This is a genomic window from Marivirga arenosa (assembly GCF_030503895.2).
GTDB classification, from domain to species: domain Bacteria; phylum Bacteroidota; class Bacteroidia; order Cytophagales; family Cyclobacteriaceae; genus Marivirga; species Marivirga arenosa.
On record NZ_CP129970.2, the window covers coordinates 1,271,285 to 1,292,424 of the forward strand.

The following is a 21,140-nucleotide window of genomic DNA, read 5'->3' on the forward strand; positions in this document are numbered from 1 at the left end:
AATCAAAAGAATAAATCATGCTTATTTTTATACTAAGCACCTTTGTAGCTGTTTTTGTCTCCTTTTTATGTTCCATGGCAGAAGCAGTCCTTCTAAGCCTTGATAAGGTTAAGATTGAAACAGACAAGCAGAAGGGAATGCGATATGCTGAGATTATGCATAAGCTAAAATCGAACATTGATCGGCCCATCTCTGCTATTTTAATTTTAAATACAATTGCCCATACAGGAGGCGCTACTATTGCGGGTAGTGCTTTTGATAAAATTTACGGAGATAAATACATCTGGGTATTTTCCATCATCTTCACTGTAGTGATTCTATTTGGTACTGAAATTATCCCAAAGGTGATAGGCGTAAACAAGTCAAATGCGATCTCTAAAAAAATGGCCTTGCCTTTAAAATTTATCATCAAGGTATTGCATCCATTAATTGTGGTGACTCAAGCTTTTACTCGGCTTTTGGTAGGTAATAAGAAGAAAAGCACCCCCTACAGCTTAGATGATATTCGAACCATTACTAAAATGGCTAAGATGGAAAAGGTGATTGACACCAATCAGGAAAACATCATTATCAATACTTCTACCCTTAAGAAAAGACCTGTAAGAGAAATTATGCTCCCAGCAGAAGAGATCATTTATTTTAGAGAAAATATCAGTTTTGATCAATATTATCAATTGGCAGCTGAGCACAAACATACGCGATATCCTATAAGCAGAACGAATTCAATTGAGGATGTATATGGCTATATAAACTTCAAAGAAATTGCATTAAATGAAAAAGAAGAATCTAGACTGACCGAATTTATTAGGCCAATTATATTTATTGATGAGAATACCCCTATCATAAACTTATTGAAAAGTATGAATGAAAATAGATTTCACATTTCTTTTGTTAAGTCAAATGATTCAGTGGTTGGGATGATTACATTAGAAAATTTAGTAGAAACTATTGTAGGGGATATAGAGGATGAATTTGATTAAGTTAAGAAAAGGAGAAATTCTCCCTTTCTTAAAATTTTATTATAAGCTATTGATAGCTTTTTTCAGCATATTATTTACTTCTTCAGCATATTGAACCAGTTCTTCATTCTCCACTACTGACATGGCTGCAGAAGGATCAATAGCACTAACCTCCACATCACCATTTTCTAATTCTCTTAGGGTTACATTGCAAGGCAATAAAGTACTTACATGCGGTTCTAATGAAACGACTTTATCAGCATAACCGGGATTGCAAGCACCTAAAATAAGGTGTGGTAAATATTCTTTATCTAACTTCTTTTTCATAGTTGCTTGAAAGTCAATTTCAGTTAATATCCCAAAACCTTCTTCCTTTAAAGCAGCCTCAACTTCCTCTCTTACCTGCTTAAAATTTTTACCTTTAATTATAGTAGAGTTATAGTAATTCATACGTTTTTTATTTGATTCACTTTAGTCTACGTCTGCAATAATTGAAAGATTAGCTATAGGGTTTAAATGTGATTTTGAAGCCTCTTTCTGTAATTCTTGTTACATACTTCATTCATTAAAGTCCTGATTTACAGAATTGAATTGTATAAATCAGTTGCTACTAGTGAAATCATAGTATATTTGTTCTCAAACATTTTCCAGTCTTTACGTTTGTTGTTTGTATGGATTTTAAAATCATCAGTGATTATAAGCCGACTGGAGATCAGCCTAAAGCTATAGCTGAGCTTCAAAAAGGCATTGAAGAAGGGGAACAGAATCAGATTCTTTTAGGAGTTACCGGTTCTGGAAAGACATTTAGTATAGCCAACCTTATTGAAAGAACACAAAAGCCCACTTTAATACTGAGTCATAATAAGACCTTAGCCGCCCAGCTATATGGAGAATTTAAACAGTTCTTCCCTGAGAATGCGGTTGAATACTTTATTTCCTATTATGATTACTATCAGCCGGAAGCCTTTATTCCTTCTAGTAACCTCTATATTGAAAAGGATTTATCCATTAATGAGGAAATTGAAAAGTTAAGACTGAGTGCTACCTCAGCTTTGCTTTCAGGTAGAAGAGATGTAATTGTAGTCGCTTCAGTATCCTGCATTTACGGTATTGGGAATCCAGATGAATTCGGCAAAAATATTATCCGACTACAGCAAGGTGATAAAGTAGCCCGAAACCAACTGCTTTTTGCTTTTGTAGACATCTTATACAACAGAACAACTGCTGAATTCAAACGAGGAACATTTAGAGTAAAAGGTGATACAGTTGATATATTTGTAGCCTACGCTGATTTCGCCTATCGCATAATGTTCTGGGGAGATGAAATCGAATCGATCCAACGAATTGATCCTGAAACGGGTAAAAAGATTTCGGATGAACGCATGATTAGCATATTCCCTGCTAACTTATTTGTAACTGGAAAAGATGTTCTAAATCAAGCGATAAAGGAAATTCAGGATGACATGGTAGCTCAAATAAAATTCTTTGAGCGTGATGGTAGATTCCTGGAAGCCAAAAGACTTCAAGAAAGAACTGAATTTGATATTGAAATGATGCGGGAACTAGGCTATTGCTCTGGAGTGGAGAACTACTCTCGCTACTTTGATAGAAGAACACCTGGGTCAAGGCCTTTCTGCCTTTTAGATTATTTCCCCGATGATTATATGATGGTGATTGATGAAAGCCATGTTACGGTGCCTCAAGTTAGGGCTATGTATGGTGGGGATCGTGCAAGAAAAATTAACCTGGTTGATTATGGTTATCGATTACCTTCAGCCATGGACAACCGTCCTCTAAAATTTGATGAGTTTGAGAATCTGATGGGACAAACGGTTTTTGTGAGTGCTACCCCAGCAGAATATGAATTAAGACAAACTGAAGGGGCTGTGGTGGAACAAGTCATTAGGCCAACAGGATTATTAGACCCTGAAATTGATGTGCGCCCTAGTGGAAATCAAATTGATGACCTATTAGAGGAAATTGATGAAAGAGTAAAATTAAATGAAAGAGTATTATGCACTACTTTGACCAAAAGAATGGCAGAGGAACTGCATAAATTCCTAGGAAGAGCGGGCATTAAATCCCGCTACATCCATTCAGAAGTTGACACTTTGGATAGAGTTGAAATCTTAAGAGATTTAAGACTAGGCGAGTTTGACGTTTTAGTAGGCGTTAACCTCCTTCGTGAAGGATTAGATTTACCAGAAGTTTCATTAGTAGCTATATTGGATGCTGATAAGGAAGGTTTCTTAAGAAATCAAAGATCATTAGTTCAGACTATTGGTCGTGCGGCAAGAAATGAAAAAGGTAAAGTAATCATGTATGCTGATAAAATGACGGATTCCATGCAGCAAGCCATTGATGAAACCAACAGAAGAAGGGTTATTCAAAAAGCCTATAATGAGGAGCACGGCATCACCCCTAAAACGGTATTTAAATCAAGAGAAAGTATTTTAGGACAAACCGTTGCAGTAGATTCTAAGAAAACTTCTCAGGACAAATATTATGCGGGTGCTGAAGAAACTTCAGTGGCGGCCGATCCGGTGGTTCAATACATGGATAAAGAAGCTTTAACTAAAATGATTACCGCTACTAAAAAGAAAATGGAGAAAGCGGCTAAGGATCTTGATTTCATGGAAGCAGCCCGATTGAGAGACGAATGGCAGGAACTTCAGAAACTCAAAGACAAAAAATAACCTTTTGGAAATACTAAAAGATTATATTTGCACAAATTTAGATCGGTTTAATTACGAGCAAATAGAAATTGAAATCATATGAAAATTAGAATTATTAGCGTATTTATTTTAAGCATTTTTTCAATATCACAAGCTTTAGCCTGGGGACAAACAGGTCATAGAGTAGTGGGTGAAGTTGCTTCTTTTTACCTAAAAAAGAAAGTATCAAAAAGGGTGAATGACATCCTGAATCGTCAATCCATGGCGGTGGCTAGTGTATGGATGGACAATATTAAGTCTGAGGATAAATATGATTTTATGAAGCCTTGGCACTATGTAACTATTCCAAATGGCTTGACTTATGAGGAGACAGAAAAAAATCCTGATGGCGATGCAATTATGAAAATAAAAGAGATCGTTAAAAACCTCAAAGCAGGGAATTTAAGTGCACAGGAAGAGCAGAACCAACTGAAAATCTTAATTCACTTAGTAGGTGATATTCATCAACCATTGCACGTGGGGACAGGTGAAGATATAGGGGGCAATGCTGTGAAGCTAAAATGGTTTGGTAAAAATTCAAATTTACACCGAGTGTGGGATAGTGAAATGATTGATTCAAAAGCTTTTAGCTATACTGAATTAGCGGAAGCCGTAAACATCACTACAAAAGAAGAAGTAGAAGCATTGCAAAGCGCTACTATTGATGATTGGTATAAAGAAGCCATGGGAATGAGAGACCAAGTATATACATTACCTGAAGATATGTACTTAGGTTATGAGTATATGTACAAAAATTGGGATGGAGTTCAAGAACAATTAATGAAAGCCGGCATCCGATTAGCAGGTTTACTAAATGAAATTTACGGTTGATAAAAATCAAATCACAACACTTAAAAAGGCTTGAGAAACGATACATCTCAAGCCTTTTTTAATCGCCAGGAATTTCATTACATTTATAGTATCAGTTCATGTACAACCAGAACCTATTTCTATTATTTTTTGAGTTGTGATGAATGATATAAAAGATATATTGTCATTAATGGATGTATATATTCTATTTTTTTGAGCACTGATATGAATACAATAAAAAATCCGTTCAATTAGTGCCAATACTATATAAACGCAATAATAGCGTTTGCACAATTGTTATGTTTAATAATTAATCAGATATGTTAAAAAAAATCACTTTACTAGCCTTGTTCTTTGCGAACCTGTTAATGGTTAATGCTCAAGAAAAAGTATTACTTGTTGGCTTCTCCGATAATAATTTCCTATCCGAATGGAAACCTATTGAAAAACTAGCCAAGAAAAATTCCACTACTGTTGAAAAAGTAGATGACCTGTATCGATCCAGCTTGATAAACGCAATGGCTTCAGTAAGTCAAGAGTTCGAGTATGTCAAGGGAAGTGATTCAGATATTGATTTGCTTTCATCTAACAAATATTCCACCTTGAACACTAAGAAATCAAAGGAATACTACGGAATTGAGAGCTTATCAAATAAAAAAGAGATTGAGGACTTATTTGAAAAGTACAATGTCGCATACATAGCGCACATTACTAGATATAGAATGTTCATGTCCATGGGACTTAACCTCCACACGAAGATTGTTCATCAAATTGATTATCAGGTCATTGATAAAAATCTCAAAACAGTATCTGCCGATAAAATGAAATTAACTGCCTTTTTGCAAGGCACATTTAGACCAACCGGATTAGTTCAAACCTTTACCAATGCTGGAAAAAAGTTATCTAAACGTCTCTTCATTGATTTAGCAAATAAACAGGGAAGTTATTTTCAATTGAATTCTAATGTACTCTATGCTTCTCAATCGAAATTTTTGACTTTTGATAAGACTGAATATGAATACAATCCAAAGCAAGGAATTGGATTTACCGGAGGTTGGGGGGCACCTTACGGATTTGGAGTAGAGTACAGCTATCTAATAACACCGAACTTGGACTTAAACGCAGGATTAGGGTTCAGTTTTTCTGGGTTAAGGACAGGAATTGGCACTAGATATTTCTTTAAGGATCAAGGCTCTAGCCCATTTGTAGGAACTAATTTTATTTACAGTTCAGGTCTGTCTGGTTTAGAAGTTTCAACAAGTGATGGAACAGGTAAATACAAAGTCGAACCAGATCAAGCTTTTTTTTTGAGAGGGGGCTATAAAATTGAACATTACAACAAACTTTTCTTCGTCAACATAGGATATGGAATTCCAGTCGATCCACAGAATTCAATATGGCAAAGCGGAGAGGAATCATCTAGCCAACAAGATTTAGCCAATTTAATGAGACTTGGTGGAATCGAAATCTCAGGTTCGATCGTATTCAGGATAGGGAAATAAACATAACAAACACTAAAATGAATATGCGAACTGAGCCATTTGAAAGAACAATACAAACCAGAAGTCTTAGTACATCTAGCAACTGGGACGCATACTCATTTTAGGTGAGCGTTGCCAACAATGATCTGTAAAATGAAATACCCCTATTAGGTTATGATCTTACTACTTTGTATTTCGGGAACATAAGAAGCCAAATGTTTCAATTCAGCTTTCAAAAAACAAATGTTTTGCTTGTCAAAATCTCGTGAGAAAAGTTCTCTTTTTAAGAACTAATTTTGTATCTTCGTTGTAATTATGATGTTTTTAAATGGATAGAATATTTGCTAAAAGAACCTTAAGAGAATTTTGGGACAAACATGCTGACTCTGAACAATATCTCAAAACATGGTATGATACAGCTATTAACAGTCAGTGGAAAACCCCGAATGACGTGAAAAACACTTATGCAAATGCTAGTATACTAAAAGACGAACGAGTTGTATTTAACATCAAAGGAAATTCATACAGACTTGTAGTAAAGTTCAATTTTGAAAAGCAGTGGATATTTATCCGCTTTATTGGAACGCATGCCGAATACGATAAAATTGATGCTAACAACATTTAAATAGATAATTATGACACTAAAGCTTATAAAAACAGATGTCGAATATCAAGAGGCCCTCAACAGACTTGAAGAAATCTTTGATGCTAAAATAGGAACTCCAGAAAGTGATGAGGCTGATATTCTAGGACTTCTTATTGATGATTACGAAAAAAAACATTACCCGATAGATGCTCCAGACCCCATTGAAGCAATTAAAATTAGAATGGAGGAGATGAATTTGAAACAGAAGGATTTAGTCGGTGTAATTGGTGGAAAAAGTAGAGTGTCTGAAATTCTTAATCGAAAGAAAAAGTTGACTGTTGATATGGTTCGCAGCCTTGCTTTAAGATTAAATCTATCAGCGCAAATTCTAATAAACGACTACAAGCTAATAAAATAATATAGTTGGCAATCGAGAAGACGGCCTGTCTTGTCCTCTATTTCCGAAAGTTCAAACAGTATATGTACAGCAGCCTCCTAATTTAAGTGAAAAGCTGGATACAATATGATACAGTTCTAGAACCAGTTAAACAAACTCTGTTTTGTGATTTATGCTACAGACTATTTTAAAAAAAGATTATAACTTTATTGAAAAATAAAAATGGACAACACAAACAAAATCGGACTTGACAAAAACAAAGCAAAACATTTAGCCGAAAAACTTAATGAACTATTAGCGAACTACTCTATATTTTACCAAAATACTCGGGGATATCACTGGAATATCAAGGGTGAAAAATTCTTTGAACTACACGTGAAATTTGAGGAATTGTATAATGACTTGCTTTTGAAAATTGACGAAGTTGCAGAGCGAATTTTAACTTTAGGTCATACGCCAAAGCATAATTATGCGGATTATCGAACTACTTCAAAAATAAGTGAAAGTGAACAAGTTAGTGACGGAGTAAAGGCTGTCGGAGATATTTTAGATTCATTTCAAACAATAATAGTACTTCAGCGAGAATTACTTTCTATATCTTCAGATGCGGATGACGAAGGAACCAATGCATTAATGAGTGACTATATTCGGGAACAAGAAAAATTAGTATGGATGTATTCTTCATTCTTGAATAAATAAAAGGAATAAAACAAGCAGACGGCCTTATAGTCCATTGCACGACTCCCCTCAGCTAGAGCATTAAATTAAAAAGTAAAATGCTGTATTTTATGCGTAGTCATTTTACATCACGCATATATGCGCAGTTTGAAAATTTGATATGCGTGATTGAAATTTTTAATCACGCATATTTTTTTAGTCAAAAACGATATGCGCATAATTTTTATGCTGTTTCTTGTCCGTATGTAGTACTTGGCTTTAAGTACATTTTGAATAAACCATTCCATCCCCCGAACTCTACACTACAGCCTCTAAATTCTATAGTTCAGTCATAAAAATTATTAGTTTTATATTAAAAGTCTGAGTTTTGAAGCAATCAATCATTTTAAGAATAGAACTAATGGACATCAGAAAACTATACAACCTAGGCTTATTATTTATTTTATTAACTATCCTGATTGGATGCAGCGAGCAAAAAGAAATCAAATCACGAAAGCAGCAATGGCTCGATGATATTGCTTATTTTGAAAATGTTTACTTGCAGGAATCCAACACCTTCCCTGAAGACTCTTTAGAGAAATGCCAAAGCATATTAGATCAATTAAAACAGCAAGTTGAATCTTTAGATGATAATGAACTGATATTAAAATTTTCCAGATGTGTTAGCATGGCCAACAATGGCCACACCGTAATTCCTCTTCATTTTATGGCTAAAGTACCTCTGAGGTTCTATAAGTTTTCAGATGGAGTGCATATCGTTAAGACGGACAGCGCATCAACTCCTTATTTGGGCGCAAAAGTTCTAAAAATCAACGACCTAACTATTGAAGATGTTGAAGAAAAATTGAAGCCCTATCTTTCTGGAATAGACAGATGGAGAAGCTATAAAGCCTCTAATTATTTATGTAGTCCGGAAATACTGCATGGCATTGGCTTATCTGAAAAAAATAGTATGACACTTACCTTATTAAAAGATAAAGACACCCTGAAAGCCACTTTCACAACTAAAGAAATGAAGAAAAAGTATTATGAAAATTGGTCAGATCTTTACCCTGATCCTGCTGATAGTGGTTGGCATTATGCATTGAATCCCAACATCCAGAAACCTCTCTATTTAGATAAAATGCAAGAAGGTGTATTTTATCATTTTATTGACTCTACTAAATCAGCTTATTTTAGTATTAATGGTTATTGGAATCAAGCAGATGACTTTGAAGATAAGATTGAAGACTTTTTAGAAGTACTAGAAACAAAAACTGATTATAATGTAATCATGGATTTAAGATACTTCACAGGTGGTAACTACATCATCCCAGTAGACTTGGCTACTAAACCTCCAAAAATTATTGATTCTAACAAAAAAATATATCTAATTACAAGTAATAAGACCTTTTCCGCAGGACTAGTTACGGCTGCTCGAATTAAATACTATGCAGAAGAAAAAATTGTTATAGTGGGTGAAGAAGTGGGCGATAATTTAAAATTCTGGGCTGAAAATGATTCTTATCAATTACCCAATTCAGGTATAAACATTTACGATTCTGATGCAGAACATGATTGGAAGGATAATGAATTTACCTTTGGCAAATCATTCTGGGTTAATTATTTCTATGGAGTTCCTGCAAAAAGCTTAGCTGTGGATCAAGAAATCAAATTAAGTTTCACTGAATACATGCAGGGAGACGACCCCATTTTAAATTGGATCCTTAATCAGCCTAGTTAAAAACTATATTGACAAAGAATTTAGATAATTCACTTACAGAATAATTTTACCAACTGGCTCAGCTACATTCTTGAGCCAGTTTTATATTTTCATTAAATATAATTAAGTAATAATCATCACTCCAATTTCAGCACTACTTTCGCATTTCTTGCTTTCTCTTTTTCTGAATATTGTAATTCAGGATGAGCCCCTTCACCACTTACCGTAAACATGCTTTCAGGTACACCCTTATCTAATAAATAGGTTTTGATCGCCTCCGCCCGTTTTGGCGTTAAATCATTATGGTAAATGGTCACAATTTCTTCCCTGCTTTCTTGCATAATTGATGAACTATCAACTTCAATATTGGTGGTATCACTCATTAAAGTGCTATCCATTTCCGGCTGTTCTATTTTAACCATTATTGTATCAAAGCGAGTTTCGGGCAAACTATCCACATATTGCTCCGATTCACTTACACTTTTTTGATATACTGAAATATTAAATTGAAAATCACGATTTTGCTTCATAAGCGTAATCAACCTGGCCAACTCTTCCTCAGCTCCTGCATCAAAGTCTTCTGAAAACTCTTCAAAGCTAATTCCAATCGGGTATTGTTCTCCAGCTTTCAGAATAGGCAATTTGATATCTTTAACTACCTTTTTAGAGCTGCTTAAGTCTTCAAGATCTAAGAATTCACTATAGTATCCATAGCCTGATTCTTTGGTTTCAATATAAAAATCAACTTTATGACCTTCTGGTAAATAGATGCCAAAAGTCTTTTCCTCAGCAGGATCAAGTATTAGCCTTGCCAATTCATCTCCTGTCTCAAGATCGGTGGCTCTTACCAGAGCCTTATCTGGCAAATTAGTTACTGTTCCTTCCAGATAATACACTTTAGCCGGTTGAAACTCTTCTGGCACTTTCACCATAATCAAATCGTATCCACGCTCATCTTTCTGATGAGTATAGGCCACATTACCCAAAGCCGTAACGCCCATATAGCGATCGTGAGCTTCAGTATTGATAAAGTCCATGGGTACTGGCTTGCTCCAGCTATCATTTTCTTTACGACTCATATAAAAGTCATAATCACCACTGCTGTTTAAAGCAGCAAAATAAAGCGTTTTATTATCGGGTAAAATAACAGGATTCACAAAAGAGGATGAGGCCAAGTCCAACTCTATTTCCTCTGGTTCTTTCCAATAGTTATTACCCAAATACTCTGAAGCAAAAATTCTACAATTCCCACCTTCTGGGTCTAAGGTTTCACACCTACTGAAGTACATTGTTTTACCATCAGCCGATAAGGTAGGATCCATTTCCAATAATGTAGAATTAAGCGGTTTTCCAGGATTAACGGGTGTAGACCAGCCATTGCCTTCTTTAGTCTGAAATAGAATATCATAACCTCCAATTTTAGGGCCTTTTTTCGAAGAATAGAAAAGTTGCTCGCCATCATACGATATATTATATGAACCAAAAGGCACCAAATCTTCATTCAGAATATTCACCTCTTTGGGGCTAGTCCAATTATTACCTACAGCAGAGCTAATTACTAATTCAGGTTCACCTGAGTCTGTATAATCGGATAGAAAAATGAGAGTTCGACCATCTGCCGTCAACTTTGGTGCGTATTCATTATAATTCCAGGTAGAAATATTAGGCGGAAGCTTACGTTTCTGCGCAAAGGCAAGATTAGCACAAGCAAATAAAAGTATCGCGATTAGTATCTTTTGCATGACATCCTGATTTTAGTTTGAATATACTGAAAATCGGCATTACCAGAAATAATAGCTGCAATTAATGATTTAGAGCAAGTCTTAAGCTTTGAATTTTTGTAATAGGGGGTAAGCTGTTACTTCACTACCGCATAACGTAAATTAGGAGCGTCTAAGATCAATTTTTTTTTAAAAAACAATTTGTTTCCAGTCATCCCTCCTAAATCACCACCCATGTTAGCAGCTTTCATAATGAATGCCTGGAGTTTATTAGGCCAATCAATGTAGGTTACAAAAGTCAAAGGGACTTTTACACTGCCAAATTCAAACTCACCATTACTTTCAATATTATGTATACTGATAGCATTACCCCAAGAATTTCCTGTAAAAGTAAATCGAGTGGCTTCTGGCTCTGCTAATTCCCAAAAAGTACTTTCCTCCACAATCAACTCAAATGCGCTTGAACCTGAATCGTACCATAAGCTGACTGGCTCACCATTCAAATTAGCTGAAAGAAATATTTTTCGGCCATCAAAAGTGAAGGGTAAAAATTCCGCCTCTTTTTCTAAGTTATCTGGAATTTTTTCGGCCAGGGTGATTTCCTGCTTCTTGAAATCCATGATGAGAGGATACCTCTCCATGAAGTCTGATCCAACTGTTCCTATTTTGATGATAGCGTTACTATCTGACCAGTCGATGTCAGATGTTTTGCCTCGGAACCCAATAGCACTTGCTTTAAGATCTACTGAGCCTACTTTTAATTCTACATCAGAAGCATATAAACGATTGTCTAAGGTATCAAATTTGAAAATCTCCCCGAACTTCTCGTTGATGGATAATACTCTATTATAATAAAGTACCGTAGAATGTGCTCCAACATCGAATTGCATATGAAATGGACGATTGACTCCAGGGATTTGTACAGGAACATACATAGCTAAATAGGGCTCATATTTTCCGTTAATCTCTCCTCCCTGCCAAGTAAATTCAAAAGGTATATTTAGATTAGTTAAAGTAAGTCTATTGGGAGGAGCACTCATGAATTTATTCTTGAAATAGAAAAAGCCACCTATAGCCCCTGCTATGAGAAGTATTAATAATCCAATTAGAATTCTTTTCAATAATATCATTACAATGATTTTTCAGTAAAGCTGTATAAACATAAAGGAAATTAGTTGAGAAATATACAAAAGGTTTAAAATACTAAGAGTATTAAGTTAAGGTTCTATTGACCTTTCTAATTATTTGGCATTTGACTATTTAATTATTTTCCAATTAGGTATTTCAACTACCTTTTCTTGACAGCGAAATTTTAAATGCCTATTATGAAAATCTAAAAACTAAAACCATGAAAACTAACCTAAGTGGACTACTACTGATTATCAGCATTATCATAACATCATGCAATACAACTAACCAACAAGCGAAAACTGATTTATTAACTTCCACTAACTGGCTTGAGGAAACCAAAACAGTGAAAGATGGAGAATCAAAGTGGCAGGAATACCACAGCTTCCATAAAGACGGTCAATATTCTTTAAAAGCAAATGAAATGACAGTAACAGGAGAGTGGAACTGGACAGATGATAATGAAATTTACTTACAGTTTAAAAACATTGAGATTGAGGGCTCCGAAAACAATTTAGGAGACCAACAGAATTACTACATCAAAATTTTAGAAGTATCTGAAAACAAATTAAAGACTCTAGAAAGGTTTGAAGGTGATGATTGGGACTCCGGATTTGCTAAAGAAAGAAATTTTAAAGCTATTTAATTTTAAATAGTCTAAAGGGAATATATGAAAATATTAAAATCTTTAATACTCCTTGTTTTAATACTAAATGGATGTTCTTTTGGTGAAAGAGAATTAATATTCGGTACAGCAATTAATTATTTTCATAAAGATTTTATTTCTCATTTTCCAAAGACCGTTCCGATTGAATTTTCTTTAAATGTAATCAGTCAAAACACTACAAATTCACACCCTCATGTTTGGCTGAAATATTATAAATCAGAAAATGAATTAGATTTACTGAAAGACAGCATTGAAAACGTAGCTGTGGCAAAATACCAAACTAGTGACTCTTGCCTATTGGTAATTGATAAACATTTAAATAAATCAAATTGGTATAAAATTGACAAGTCAAAAAGAATCCCTAAGAAGATAGATTATAATGATAAGCCTTGTCATCATAATAAATATCCAGTTCCGAACTTCTATTCAACTGATTGGTCCGAAACAAATAGCAACCCAACTCGACTCAAGGGGTACGATTTATACGTATTAGAAGCAAAACCAGGGATATATATGGATTCAACAAAATTACCTAATGGTTTATACACCCCTAAAGATTGGAAACATGGTTACTCAAAAGGTATTGCAATAAATGATGAAACAAGCGCCATTATCTTCTGGGCTGATATTTGGTGAAATAACTGACTTAATAAAACATCAAATCACCCCTCAATCATCCTTTTGCTTTTGATATTGCTCATAATCATATCCGCGTGCACACGGCTGTTTTCTATGAACCATTTATTGGTTTCCATTCCACCACAGATTACTCCAGCTAAATAGATGCCTTCAACGTTGGTTTCCATACTTTTGGGATCATAAACTGGGGCATAAGGCGCTTCTTTATTCTTTTTAACTCCCATTTCACTTAAGAAAGAATAATTCGGTTCATAGCCCGTCATGGCTAAAACGAAATCATTTTCAATGGTCACATTTCCATCTGGGGTTTTAATGTCAATTTCATCCTCTCTGATCTCGGTAATTTCACTTTGGAAATAAGCCTTTATACTGCCCTCCTTAATGCGGTTTTCAATATCAGGTTTCACCCAATACTTTACAGTTTTACGAATTTCTTCTTCCCGAATCACCATGGTCACTTCCTTCGCCCCTTTTCGATAACACTCTAATGCAGCATCAACCGCTGAGTTAGCCGCGCCCACTATTGCTAATTTCATATCAAAATAAGGATGCGCTTCTTTGTAATAATGAGAAACTTTAGGTAAATCTTCTCCTGGTATTCCTAAATGATGGGGTAAATCGTAAAAACCAGTGGCTACAATTAAGTTTTCTGCTTCAACAGTGAATTTCTTGGTTTCCACCTTGAAAGTATCAGCTACCTTTTCAACTGATTTCACTTCATTATATAATGATGTATTCAATTGATGTGAACTCGCCACCCTACGATAATACTCTAATGCTTCCATGCGGGTAGGCTTTGGATTATGTGAAATAAATGGGACACCTCCAATTTCAAGTTTATCAGAAGTACTGAAAAAAGTCATCGCATAAGGATAATGATAAAGCGAATTTACCAATGTTCCTTTATCTACTATTAAATAGGATAAACCTTCTGATTCCGCCTTAATTCCACATGCTAATCCAATTGGCCCTGCACCAATTATTAATACATCTACTTTTTGCATCTTAAATAATATCTTAAGTTGTATTATACCCTTAATTAATACGATAAGGATCTTGAAAGTTTTGGAAATTCGAGCTTTTATGAAAAAACTCTCAAGTGTAAACAGGTGAAAAAACAAAAACCTGTCAGGTTTTTCTTAGTAAATGAATACAAGAACTTATTACCTGGGAAGTGTAATTAAATTCTTAAACCTGACAGGTTTAGCATGATGTAGAATAATCACTCTTAATCAATCCATTCGAAGCCAGTATATTTTTGAAGTACTTCAGGAACTTTAATCCCTTTTTCAGTTTGGTTATTCTCCAGAATAGCGGCTAAAATTCTAGGGAAAGCTAAAGCACTACCATTTAAAGTATGTAATAAATGCTTTTTCTTATCAGCATCCTTATATCTTAATTTTAGTCTGTTCGACTGATAATTTTCGAAATTAGATACCGAACTAACTTCTAACCATTTTTCTTGAGCAGCTGACCAAACTTCCATATCATAAGTAAGTGCCGAAGTAAATCCTAAATCACCTCCACACAATCTTAAAACTCGATACGGTAGTTCTAGTTTCTTGAGTAAGCTTTGAATATACTCACTCATCTCTTCCAGTGCTTGATATGATTTATCCGGGTGTTGCACCTGAACAATCTCTACCTTATCAAACTGATGCAATCTATTTAAACCTCTAACATGTGCGCCCCAAGAACCTGCTTCTTTTCTAAAGCAAGGAGTATAAGCCGTTAGTTTAATCGGTAAATCTTCTTCATTGATAATTTCATCTCTGAATATATTCGTAACCGGAACCTCCGCAGTAGGAATTAAATATAGATCAGTATCTTCAATATGATACATCTGCCCTTCCTTATCCGGTAATTGCCCCGTGCCAATACCTGACGCTTCATTTACTACAACTGGTGGTTGTATTTCCTTAAAGCCTTGTTTTTCGGCTTCATCAAGGAAGAAGTTTAACAAGGCACGCTGCATTCTAGCACCTTTTCCTTTGTAAACTGGGAATCCTGCGCCAGTGATTTTTATTCCTAAATCAAAATCGATGATATCATAATCCTTAATTAAATCCCAATGAGGCTTTTTTCCAGCATAAAGATCAGGCTTCTCACCATGTTCCAATAAAATCTCATTATCATCTTCTCCCTTTCCTTTCACCACTGATGGATGTGGCACATTTGGAAGCTGATATAATTTAGTGGTTAATTCCTGCTCTACAGTTTGCGCATCTTCCTGAAGGCTTTTGCTCTTTTGCTTCAACTCAGCAGTTTTCGCCTTCACTTCTTCTGCCTCTTCTTTCTTCCCTTCTTTCATTAAAAGACCAATGCTTTTTGAAATCTGATTTGATTCAGCTAAAACAGCATCTAATTCTTGCTGAATTGATTTTCTTTTATCGTCTAATGCAATTACCTCATCAATAAGAGTTTCAGCATTATCAATATTTCTTTTAAGCAAGCCTTTTATAGCATTGGCTTTATTTTCACGCAAATTTGCTACTTGTAACATCTTCAAAAATTTTTGGCAAAATAAGCTATTTTTAATGGTATTATAAATAGAAAGACCGCTTTAATGGCAAAAACTAGTTTATATTTCTCAATTTGCTTGACAATTAGAAATGCTTAGCATATCATTGTAGTATCTAAAAACAAAACGGGACTAAGTTCATAAGTCTCGATCAAAATTTTCCAAAACATTATATCAAATTTATCATACCAAGAAATCAGGTTCTCAAAGCCTGAACAAGTAAAAATCCCTTTATGTATAATATTGAAGAATTAAACTTAAAGCTACTTTCTGAACTTAAAGAAATAGCCGAGAAACTGGGAGTTGCTCAGTACAAGAAATTGCCAAAGAAAGAATTAATTTACAAAATTTTGGATCAACAAGCACTTTTACCTGAAAGTGAATTGCCAAAAAAAGAAGAAAAGAAAGCAGAAGCTAAGACGGAATCTAAAGCTGCTCCAGCTGTAAAAAAAGAAGCCAAACCAAGGGCAACAAAATCAGAAGCTAAGGCGGAAGAAAAACCTGAAGCTAAAACTGAGAAAAAAGCCGAAGAAAAGCCTGTGACTGACAAATCTGAAGCTGAAGAAAAGCCAGAACGTAAACCTAGAACTGCTACTAAAGAAAAAAGCCCTCGCCCTGAAAGAAGCGAACGTTCTAGTGATAAAAACGACAGACCAAGCAGACCGGAAAAAGGCGGAAGAAATGACAGAAACGATCGTAATGATCGAAACGACAGAAATGACAACCGTTCTAAAAAAGCCGACATTAAGGATTTTGATGGCATTATAGAAAATGAAGGGGTATTAGAAATGATGCAAGATGGCTATGGCTTCTTAAGATCATCAGACTATAATTACCTTGCCAGCCCAGACGATATTTATGTGTCACCATCTCAAATTAAGTTATTTGGTTTAAAAACGGGTGATACTGTAAAAGGTCAAATCAGACCTCCAAAAGAAGGAGAAAAATACTTCGCCTTACTAAGAGTTTCTTCTGTTAACGGTAAAACCACTGAAGAAATTAGAGATAGGGTTCCTTTTGAATACCTAACTCCACTTTTCCCTGAAGAGAAATTCAACTTAAGTACTAAGCCTAACAAATATTCTACTCGTATCCTTGACCTATTTGCACCAATTGGTAAAGGTCAAAGAGGTATGATTGTAGCGCAACCAAAAACAGGTAAAACTGAATTACTAAAAGAGGTTGCAAATGCAATGGCAGAAAACCACCCTGAAGCTTACTTATTAATTTTATTAATTGATGAGCGCCCAGAAGAGGTTACTGACATGGCGCGTTCTGTAAAAGCAGAAGTTGTAAGTTCAACTTTTGATGAGCAAGCTGATCGCCATGTAAAGGTTGCCAGCATGGTATTGGAAAAAGCAAAGAGAATGGTGGAATGCGGTCATGATGTGGTGATCTTATTAGATTCTATCACGCGTTTAGCTAGAGCTTATAATACTGTTGTTCCATCATCAGGTAAAATATTATCCGGTGGTGTGGATGCGAATGCTTTACACAAACCAAAAAGATTCTTTGGTGCTGCTCGTAACTTAGAAAATGGTGGTTCATTAACCATTTTAGCGACAGCATTAATTGAAACTGGTTCCAAAATGGATGAGGTGATCTTTGAAGAATTCAAAGGTACTGGTAATATGGAATTAGTATTAGATAGAAAATTAGCTAACAAGCGAATTTATCCTGCTATTGATGTTCCTGCTTCTGGTACAAGAAGAGAAGATCTATTGATGAGCAAAGAAGAATTGCAAAGAGTATGGATATTACGTAAATTCATGGCAGACATGAACTCAGGTGAAGCAATGGAACTTTTATTAACGAAAATGAAAGGTACTGTTGATAATAATGAGTTCTTGATTTCCATGAATGGATAAGATAGCAAAGAAAATAATAAACTTACCTAAGCGGCTTCTTGTTGAGGAGCCGCTTAATTTATATTCCGGCCTTCGTGGAATGTTCCACGGAAGTTCAAAAATTGCCGGTTTACCCCCCGGAAGTGCTGTATATACAGGAACTAGGAAAGACACCCCATTCAACATTGACCTGTTCACCTACAACGAAAAACATCTCGAAGAGAGAACAAATCTTAGCCTTGAAGAGGCTATCAATATGCCTAAAGATGGAAATTTTCATTGGTTAAATATTGAAGGTCTACATCATGTAGATAATATAAGGTCTATTTGTGAAGCTTTAGGAATCCATCCACTAACCATGGAAGATATTTTATCTGTAGGACAAAGACCGCAGATTGATGATACCGAAAATTATCTTTTCATTGCCTTGAAAATGCTCCAGTTCGATGAGGAGAAAAACAAAACTATCAATGAGCAAGTCAGCTTTGTTCTAACCGATAATCTGTTAATTACTTTTCAAGAAAGAAAAGGAGATACTTTTGAAGCAGTTCGTAATAGACTGAGGGCAGGTAAAGGTAGAATCAGAAAAGAAGGTCTTGACTATTTGCTATATGCGCTCGTAGATACAGTCGTTGACCATTATTTTATAGTACTAGAGAAATTCGGAGATATACTGGAAGAAATTGAAGAACGCATCATGTTTTCAGGTCAAAAGAAAGATTTTGATTTGCTCTACACCTTGAAGCGTGAACTTATCCATATTAGGCGGTCTGTTTGGCCTCTTCGTGAGGTTATCAGTAAACTTGAAAGAGATGAAATAAAACTAATTCGTAAGCAAACACGCTTTTATATTCGTGATGTTTATGATCATACCATTCAAGCAATTGATTCTGTAGAAACCTATCGAGATTTTATCTCGAGTTTGGGTGATTTATACCAATCCGTGATTAGCAATAAACTAAATCAGGTAATGAAAACCCTCACAATATTTTCTGTTATTTTCATACCCATGACTTTTATTGCGGGTGTTTATGGAATCAATTTTGAAAATGTTCCAGAATTTGGATGGGAATACGGTTATGCTTATTTCTGGTCACTAATTACTGGAATTGCTATCCTTACCTTAGCTGTTTTCAAATTCAAAAAATGGATTTAATATCCTAATCGCTTCAATTATATAACGTATTAAAGTATGGAAAAAGGAGTACTTTATTTGATACCGACAGTTATTGCTCCACAGACTGAATCAAAAGCATTACCGCCTGATTTAATAAAGCTTTGTAGTCAATTAGATTATTATTTAGTGGAGAATATCCGTACTGCCAGAAGGTGTTTAAGTGCCATGAATATTGACAAAGCTATTCAGGAAATCACTTTTCACGAGCTTAGCAAGAATACGGAAGATGTTGATATTCCTAAATTAATGGCGCCTATACTCGAAGGGAAATCAATTGGAATCATGTCAGAAGCAGGTTGCCCAGGAATAGCAGATCCAGGTGCAAGAGCAGTAGCCTATGCGCATGAAAACGATATAAAGGTAGAACCTTGGGTTGGCCCATCTTCAATATTTTTAGCTTTAATGGGATCAGGCTTTAGTGGGCAATCATTTGCTTTTTCCGGTTATTTACCCATCGAAAAGAAAGCAAAAACACAAGCCATAAGAACGCTTGAGCAAGCCGTTTTCAAAACAGGGCAAACTCAAATATTTATGGAAACACCTTACCGTAATAATCAGTTAATAGCGGATATTACAAAAACTTGTGCCCCGCAACTTAAATTATGTATTGCTAAAAACATTAATGGGGAAGATGAGATGATTAAGACGGATACTGTTCAAAACTGGAAAAAGAATAAACCCGAACTACATAAAGTTCCGTGTATCTTTCTTTTTGGTAGGGATTGACAACTTACCGACATTAATCAACAATTAATTAAAATAATTATAAATAGTCTGTTAAATTTGCGGCTCGAAAATTAAAAACATTATGCCTTATTTATTTACCTCCGAATCAGTATCAGAAGGACATCCAGATAAAGTAGCAGATCAAATATCTGATGCCTTATTAGATAATTTCTTAGCTTTTGATCCAGACTCTAAAGTAGCTTGCGAAACATTAGTTACTACTGGCCTAACTGTTTTAAGCGGTGAGGTTAAAAGTAACTCCTATGTTGATGTTCAGCAAGTAGCAAGAAATGTGATCAACAAAATTGGCTATACCAAAGGAGAATATATGTTTGATGGCAATTCTTGTGGTGTGATTTCAACTATCCATGAGCAATCACAGGACATTAATCAAGGAGTTGATAGAGGTAATCCTGAAGAACAAGGAGCAGGAGATCAGGGTATGATGTTCGGATATGCCTCCAAAGAAACTGAAAACTATATGCCCTTAGCATTAGATCTTTCTCATAAGATTTTGATGGAATTGGCGAACCTCAGAAGAGAGAATAACGAAATTCAATATTTAAGACCTGATTCAAAATCACAGGTTACAATTGAATATTCTGATGACAATATGCCTCAAAGAATAGATACAATAGTTGTATCTACTCAGCATGATGCTTTTGATCAGGATGATGCTAAAATGCTAGCTAAAATCAAGAGTGATATCATCAATACTTTAATCCCTAGGGTTAAGGCTCAGCTTAAACCAGAATTACAAAAGTTATTTAATGATGATATCAAATATCATATTAATCCAACTGGAAAATTTGTAATAGGTGGACCACATGGTGATGCTGGTCTAACAGGTAGAAAAATCATTGTAGATACTTACGGTGGAAAAGGTGCACATGGCGGTGGTGCTTTTTCAGGGAAGGATCCTTCAAAAGTAGATAGGTCAGCTGCCTATGCTACAAGACATATCGCTAAAAATTTGGTGGCTGCCGGAGTTGCAGATGAAATATTAGTTCAGGTTTCATACGCCATTGGTGTAGTAGAACCTATGGGTATTTACATCAGTACTTATGGCAGTGCTAATGTTGATATGACAGATGGTGAAATTGCTAAAAAAGTATCAGAAATTTTTGATATGCGTCCATATGCTATCGAAACCCGATTAAAACTTAGAAACCCAATGTACAGCGAGTCAGCTGCTTATGGCCATATGGGAAGAGAGCCTCGAACAATACAGAAAACTTTCACCGCAAGCAATGGAGAAGTTTTTTCGAAAGAGGTAGAACTATTTACATGGGAAAAATTGGATTACGTTGACAAAGTAAAAGCAGCTTTTGGCCTGTAAATTTCACAGTTAAAATTTAAAAAGCTTAAGGCTATTAATTTTTACTAA

General features: G+C 35.2%; 19 protein-coding genes. 14 read left to right on the plus strand and 5 right to left on the minus strand.

The window, feature by feature from the left end:
- Nucleotides 1-17: 17 nt before the first annotated feature.
- Nucleotides 18-980, plus strand: coding sequence for a CNNM domain-containing protein (locus QYS48_RS05595; protein ID WP_308357873.1), 963 nt, complete (start codon nucleotides 18-20; stop codon nucleotides 978-980).
- A 39-nt stretch (nucleotides 981-1,019) separates the two neighbouring features.
- Here QYS48_RS05595 and QYS48_RS05600 read toward each other — a convergent pair whose 3' ends face one another.
- Complete coding sequence (locus tag QYS48_RS05600; protein WP_302103184.1) at nucleotides 1,020-1,409, minus strand: DUF302 domain-containing protein; 390 nt, start codon at nucleotides 1,407-1,409, stop codon at nucleotides 1,020-1,022.
- A gap of 221 nt (nucleotides 1,410-1,630) precedes the next feature.
- On the opposite strand from QYS48_RS05600, the gene uvrB reads away from it, so the two are divergent.
- From uvrB to QYS48_RS05635, 7 genes are all read left to right on the plus strand, one after another.
- A complete protein-coding gene (gene uvrB, locus QYS48_RS05605; RefSeq protein WP_308357874.1) occupies nucleotides 1,631-3,655 on the plus strand; it encodes an excinuclease ABC subunit UvrB in 2,025 nt (674 codons plus the stop codon).
- A 78-nt stretch (nucleotides 3,656-3,733) separates the two neighbouring features.
- Complete coding sequence (locus QYS48_RS05610; RefSeq protein ID WP_302103183.1) at nucleotides 3,734-4,504, plus strand: S1/P1 nuclease; 771 nt, start codon at nucleotides 3,734-3,736, stop codon at nucleotides 4,502-4,504.
- Nucleotides 4,505-4,803: 299 nt separating this feature from the next.
- A complete protein-coding gene (locus tag QYS48_RS05615) occupies nucleotides 4,804-5,985 on the plus strand; it encodes a hypothetical protein (protein ID WP_308357875.1) in 1,182 nt (393 codons plus the stop codon).
- 307 nt (nucleotides 5,986-6,292) lie between these two features.
- A complete protein-coding gene (locus QYS48_RS05620; protein ID WP_302103181.1) occupies nucleotides 6,293-6,589 on the plus strand; it encodes a type II toxin-antitoxin system HigB family toxin in 297 nt (98 codons plus the stop codon).
- 10 nt (nucleotides 6,590-6,599) lie between these two features.
- The gene (locus QYS48_RS05625; protein WP_308357876.1) at nucleotides 6,600-6,968 is read left to right on the plus strand and encodes a transcriptional regulator; all 369 of its coding nucleotides are present in this window, start codon (nucleotides 6,600-6,602) and stop codon (nucleotides 6,966-6,968) included.
- Between the two features lie 201 nt (nucleotides 6,969-7,169).
- Complete coding sequence (locus tag QYS48_RS05630) at nucleotides 7,170-7,646, plus strand: Dps family protein (protein WP_308357877.1); 477 nt, start codon at nucleotides 7,170-7,172, stop codon at nucleotides 7,644-7,646.
- 346 nt (nucleotides 7,647-7,992) lie between these two features.
- Complete coding sequence (locus QYS48_RS05635) at nucleotides 7,993-9,348, plus strand: hypothetical protein (RefSeq protein WP_308357878.1); 1,356 nt, start codon at nucleotides 7,993-7,995, stop codon at nucleotides 9,346-9,348.
- 116 nt (nucleotides 9,349-9,464) lie between these two features.
- Here the strand turns inward: QYS48_RS05635 and QYS48_RS05640 are convergent, their stop codons facing one another.
- Both QYS48_RS05640 and QYS48_RS05645 read right to left on the minus strand, forming a co-directional pair.
- Nucleotides 9,465-11,069, minus strand: coding sequence for a hypothetical protein (locus tag QYS48_RS05640; protein WP_308357879.1), 1,605 nt, complete (start codon nucleotides 11,067-11,069; stop codon nucleotides 9,465-9,467).
- A 116-nt stretch (nucleotides 11,070-11,185) separates the two neighbouring features.
- Nucleotides 11,186-12,178 (minus strand): hypothetical protein, encoded by a 993-nt coding sequence (locus QYS48_RS05645; protein WP_308357880.1) that lies wholly within the window; start codon nucleotides 12,176-12,178, stop codon nucleotides 11,186-11,188.
- A gap of 218 nt (nucleotides 12,179-12,396) precedes the next feature.
- Here QYS48_RS05645 and QYS48_RS05650 point away from each other — a divergent pair, with 218 nt between their 5' ends.
- Together QYS48_RS05650 and QYS48_RS05655 are read left to right on the plus strand one after the other, a co-directional pair.
- The gene (locus QYS48_RS05650) at nucleotides 12,397-12,822 is read left to right on the plus strand and encodes a hypothetical protein (protein WP_308357881.1); all 426 of its coding nucleotides are present in this window, start codon (nucleotides 12,397-12,399) and stop codon (nucleotides 12,820-12,822) included.
- Nucleotides 12,823-12,846: 24 nt separating this feature from the next.
- A complete protein-coding gene (locus tag QYS48_RS05655) occupies nucleotides 12,847-13,479 on the plus strand; it encodes a hypothetical protein (protein ID WP_302103170.1) in 633 nt (210 codons plus the stop codon).
- 26 nt (nucleotides 13,480-13,505) lie between these two features.
- Here QYS48_RS05655 and QYS48_RS05660 read toward each other — a convergent pair whose 3' ends face one another.
- The gene (locus QYS48_RS05660; RefSeq protein ID WP_308357882.1) at nucleotides 13,506-14,486 is read right to left on the minus strand and encodes a YpdA family putative bacillithiol disulfide reductase; all 981 of its coding nucleotides are present in this window, start codon (nucleotides 14,484-14,486) and stop codon (nucleotides 13,506-13,508) included.
- 224 nt (nucleotides 14,487-14,710) lie between these two features.
- On the minus strand, nucleotides 14,711-15,985 hold the full coding sequence (serS, locus tag QYS48_RS05665; RefSeq protein ID WP_308357883.1) for a serine--tRNA ligase: 1,275 nt from the start codon (nucleotides 15,983-15,985) through the stop codon (nucleotides 14,711-14,713).
- A gap of 251 nt (nucleotides 15,986-16,236) precedes the next feature.
- On the opposite strand from serS, the gene rho reads away from it, so the two are divergent.
- From rho to metK, 4 genes are all read left to right on the plus strand, one after another.
- The gene (gene rho, locus QYS48_RS05670) at nucleotides 16,237-17,871 is read left to right on the plus strand and encodes a transcription termination factor Rho (RefSeq protein WP_308357884.1); all 1,635 of its coding nucleotides are present in this window, start codon (nucleotides 16,237-16,239) and stop codon (nucleotides 17,869-17,871) included.
- Nucleotides 17,864-19,006 (plus strand): magnesium/cobalt transporter CorA, encoded by a 1,143-nt coding sequence (gene corA, locus QYS48_RS05675; protein WP_308357885.1) that lies wholly within the window; start codon nucleotides 17,864-17,866, stop codon nucleotides 19,004-19,006. Before rho ends, corA begins: the two co-directional genes overlap by 8 nt.
- A 36-nt stretch (nucleotides 19,007-19,042) precedes the next feature.
- The gene (locus tag QYS48_RS05680; RefSeq protein WP_302103167.1) at nucleotides 19,043-19,753 is read left to right on the plus strand and encodes an SAM-dependent methyltransferase; all 711 of its coding nucleotides are present in this window, start codon (nucleotides 19,043-19,045) and stop codon (nucleotides 19,751-19,753) included.
- An 82-nt stretch (nucleotides 19,754-19,835) separates the two neighbouring features.
- Nucleotides 19,836-21,092 carry a methionine adenosyltransferase gene (gene metK / locus QYS48_RS05685; RefSeq protein WP_308357886.1) on the plus strand — a complete coding sequence of 419 codons (1,257 nt, stop codon included), beginning with the start codon at nucleotides 19,836-19,838 and terminating at the stop codon, nucleotides 21,090-21,092.
- Nucleotides 21,093-21,140 lie beyond the last annotated feature (48 nt).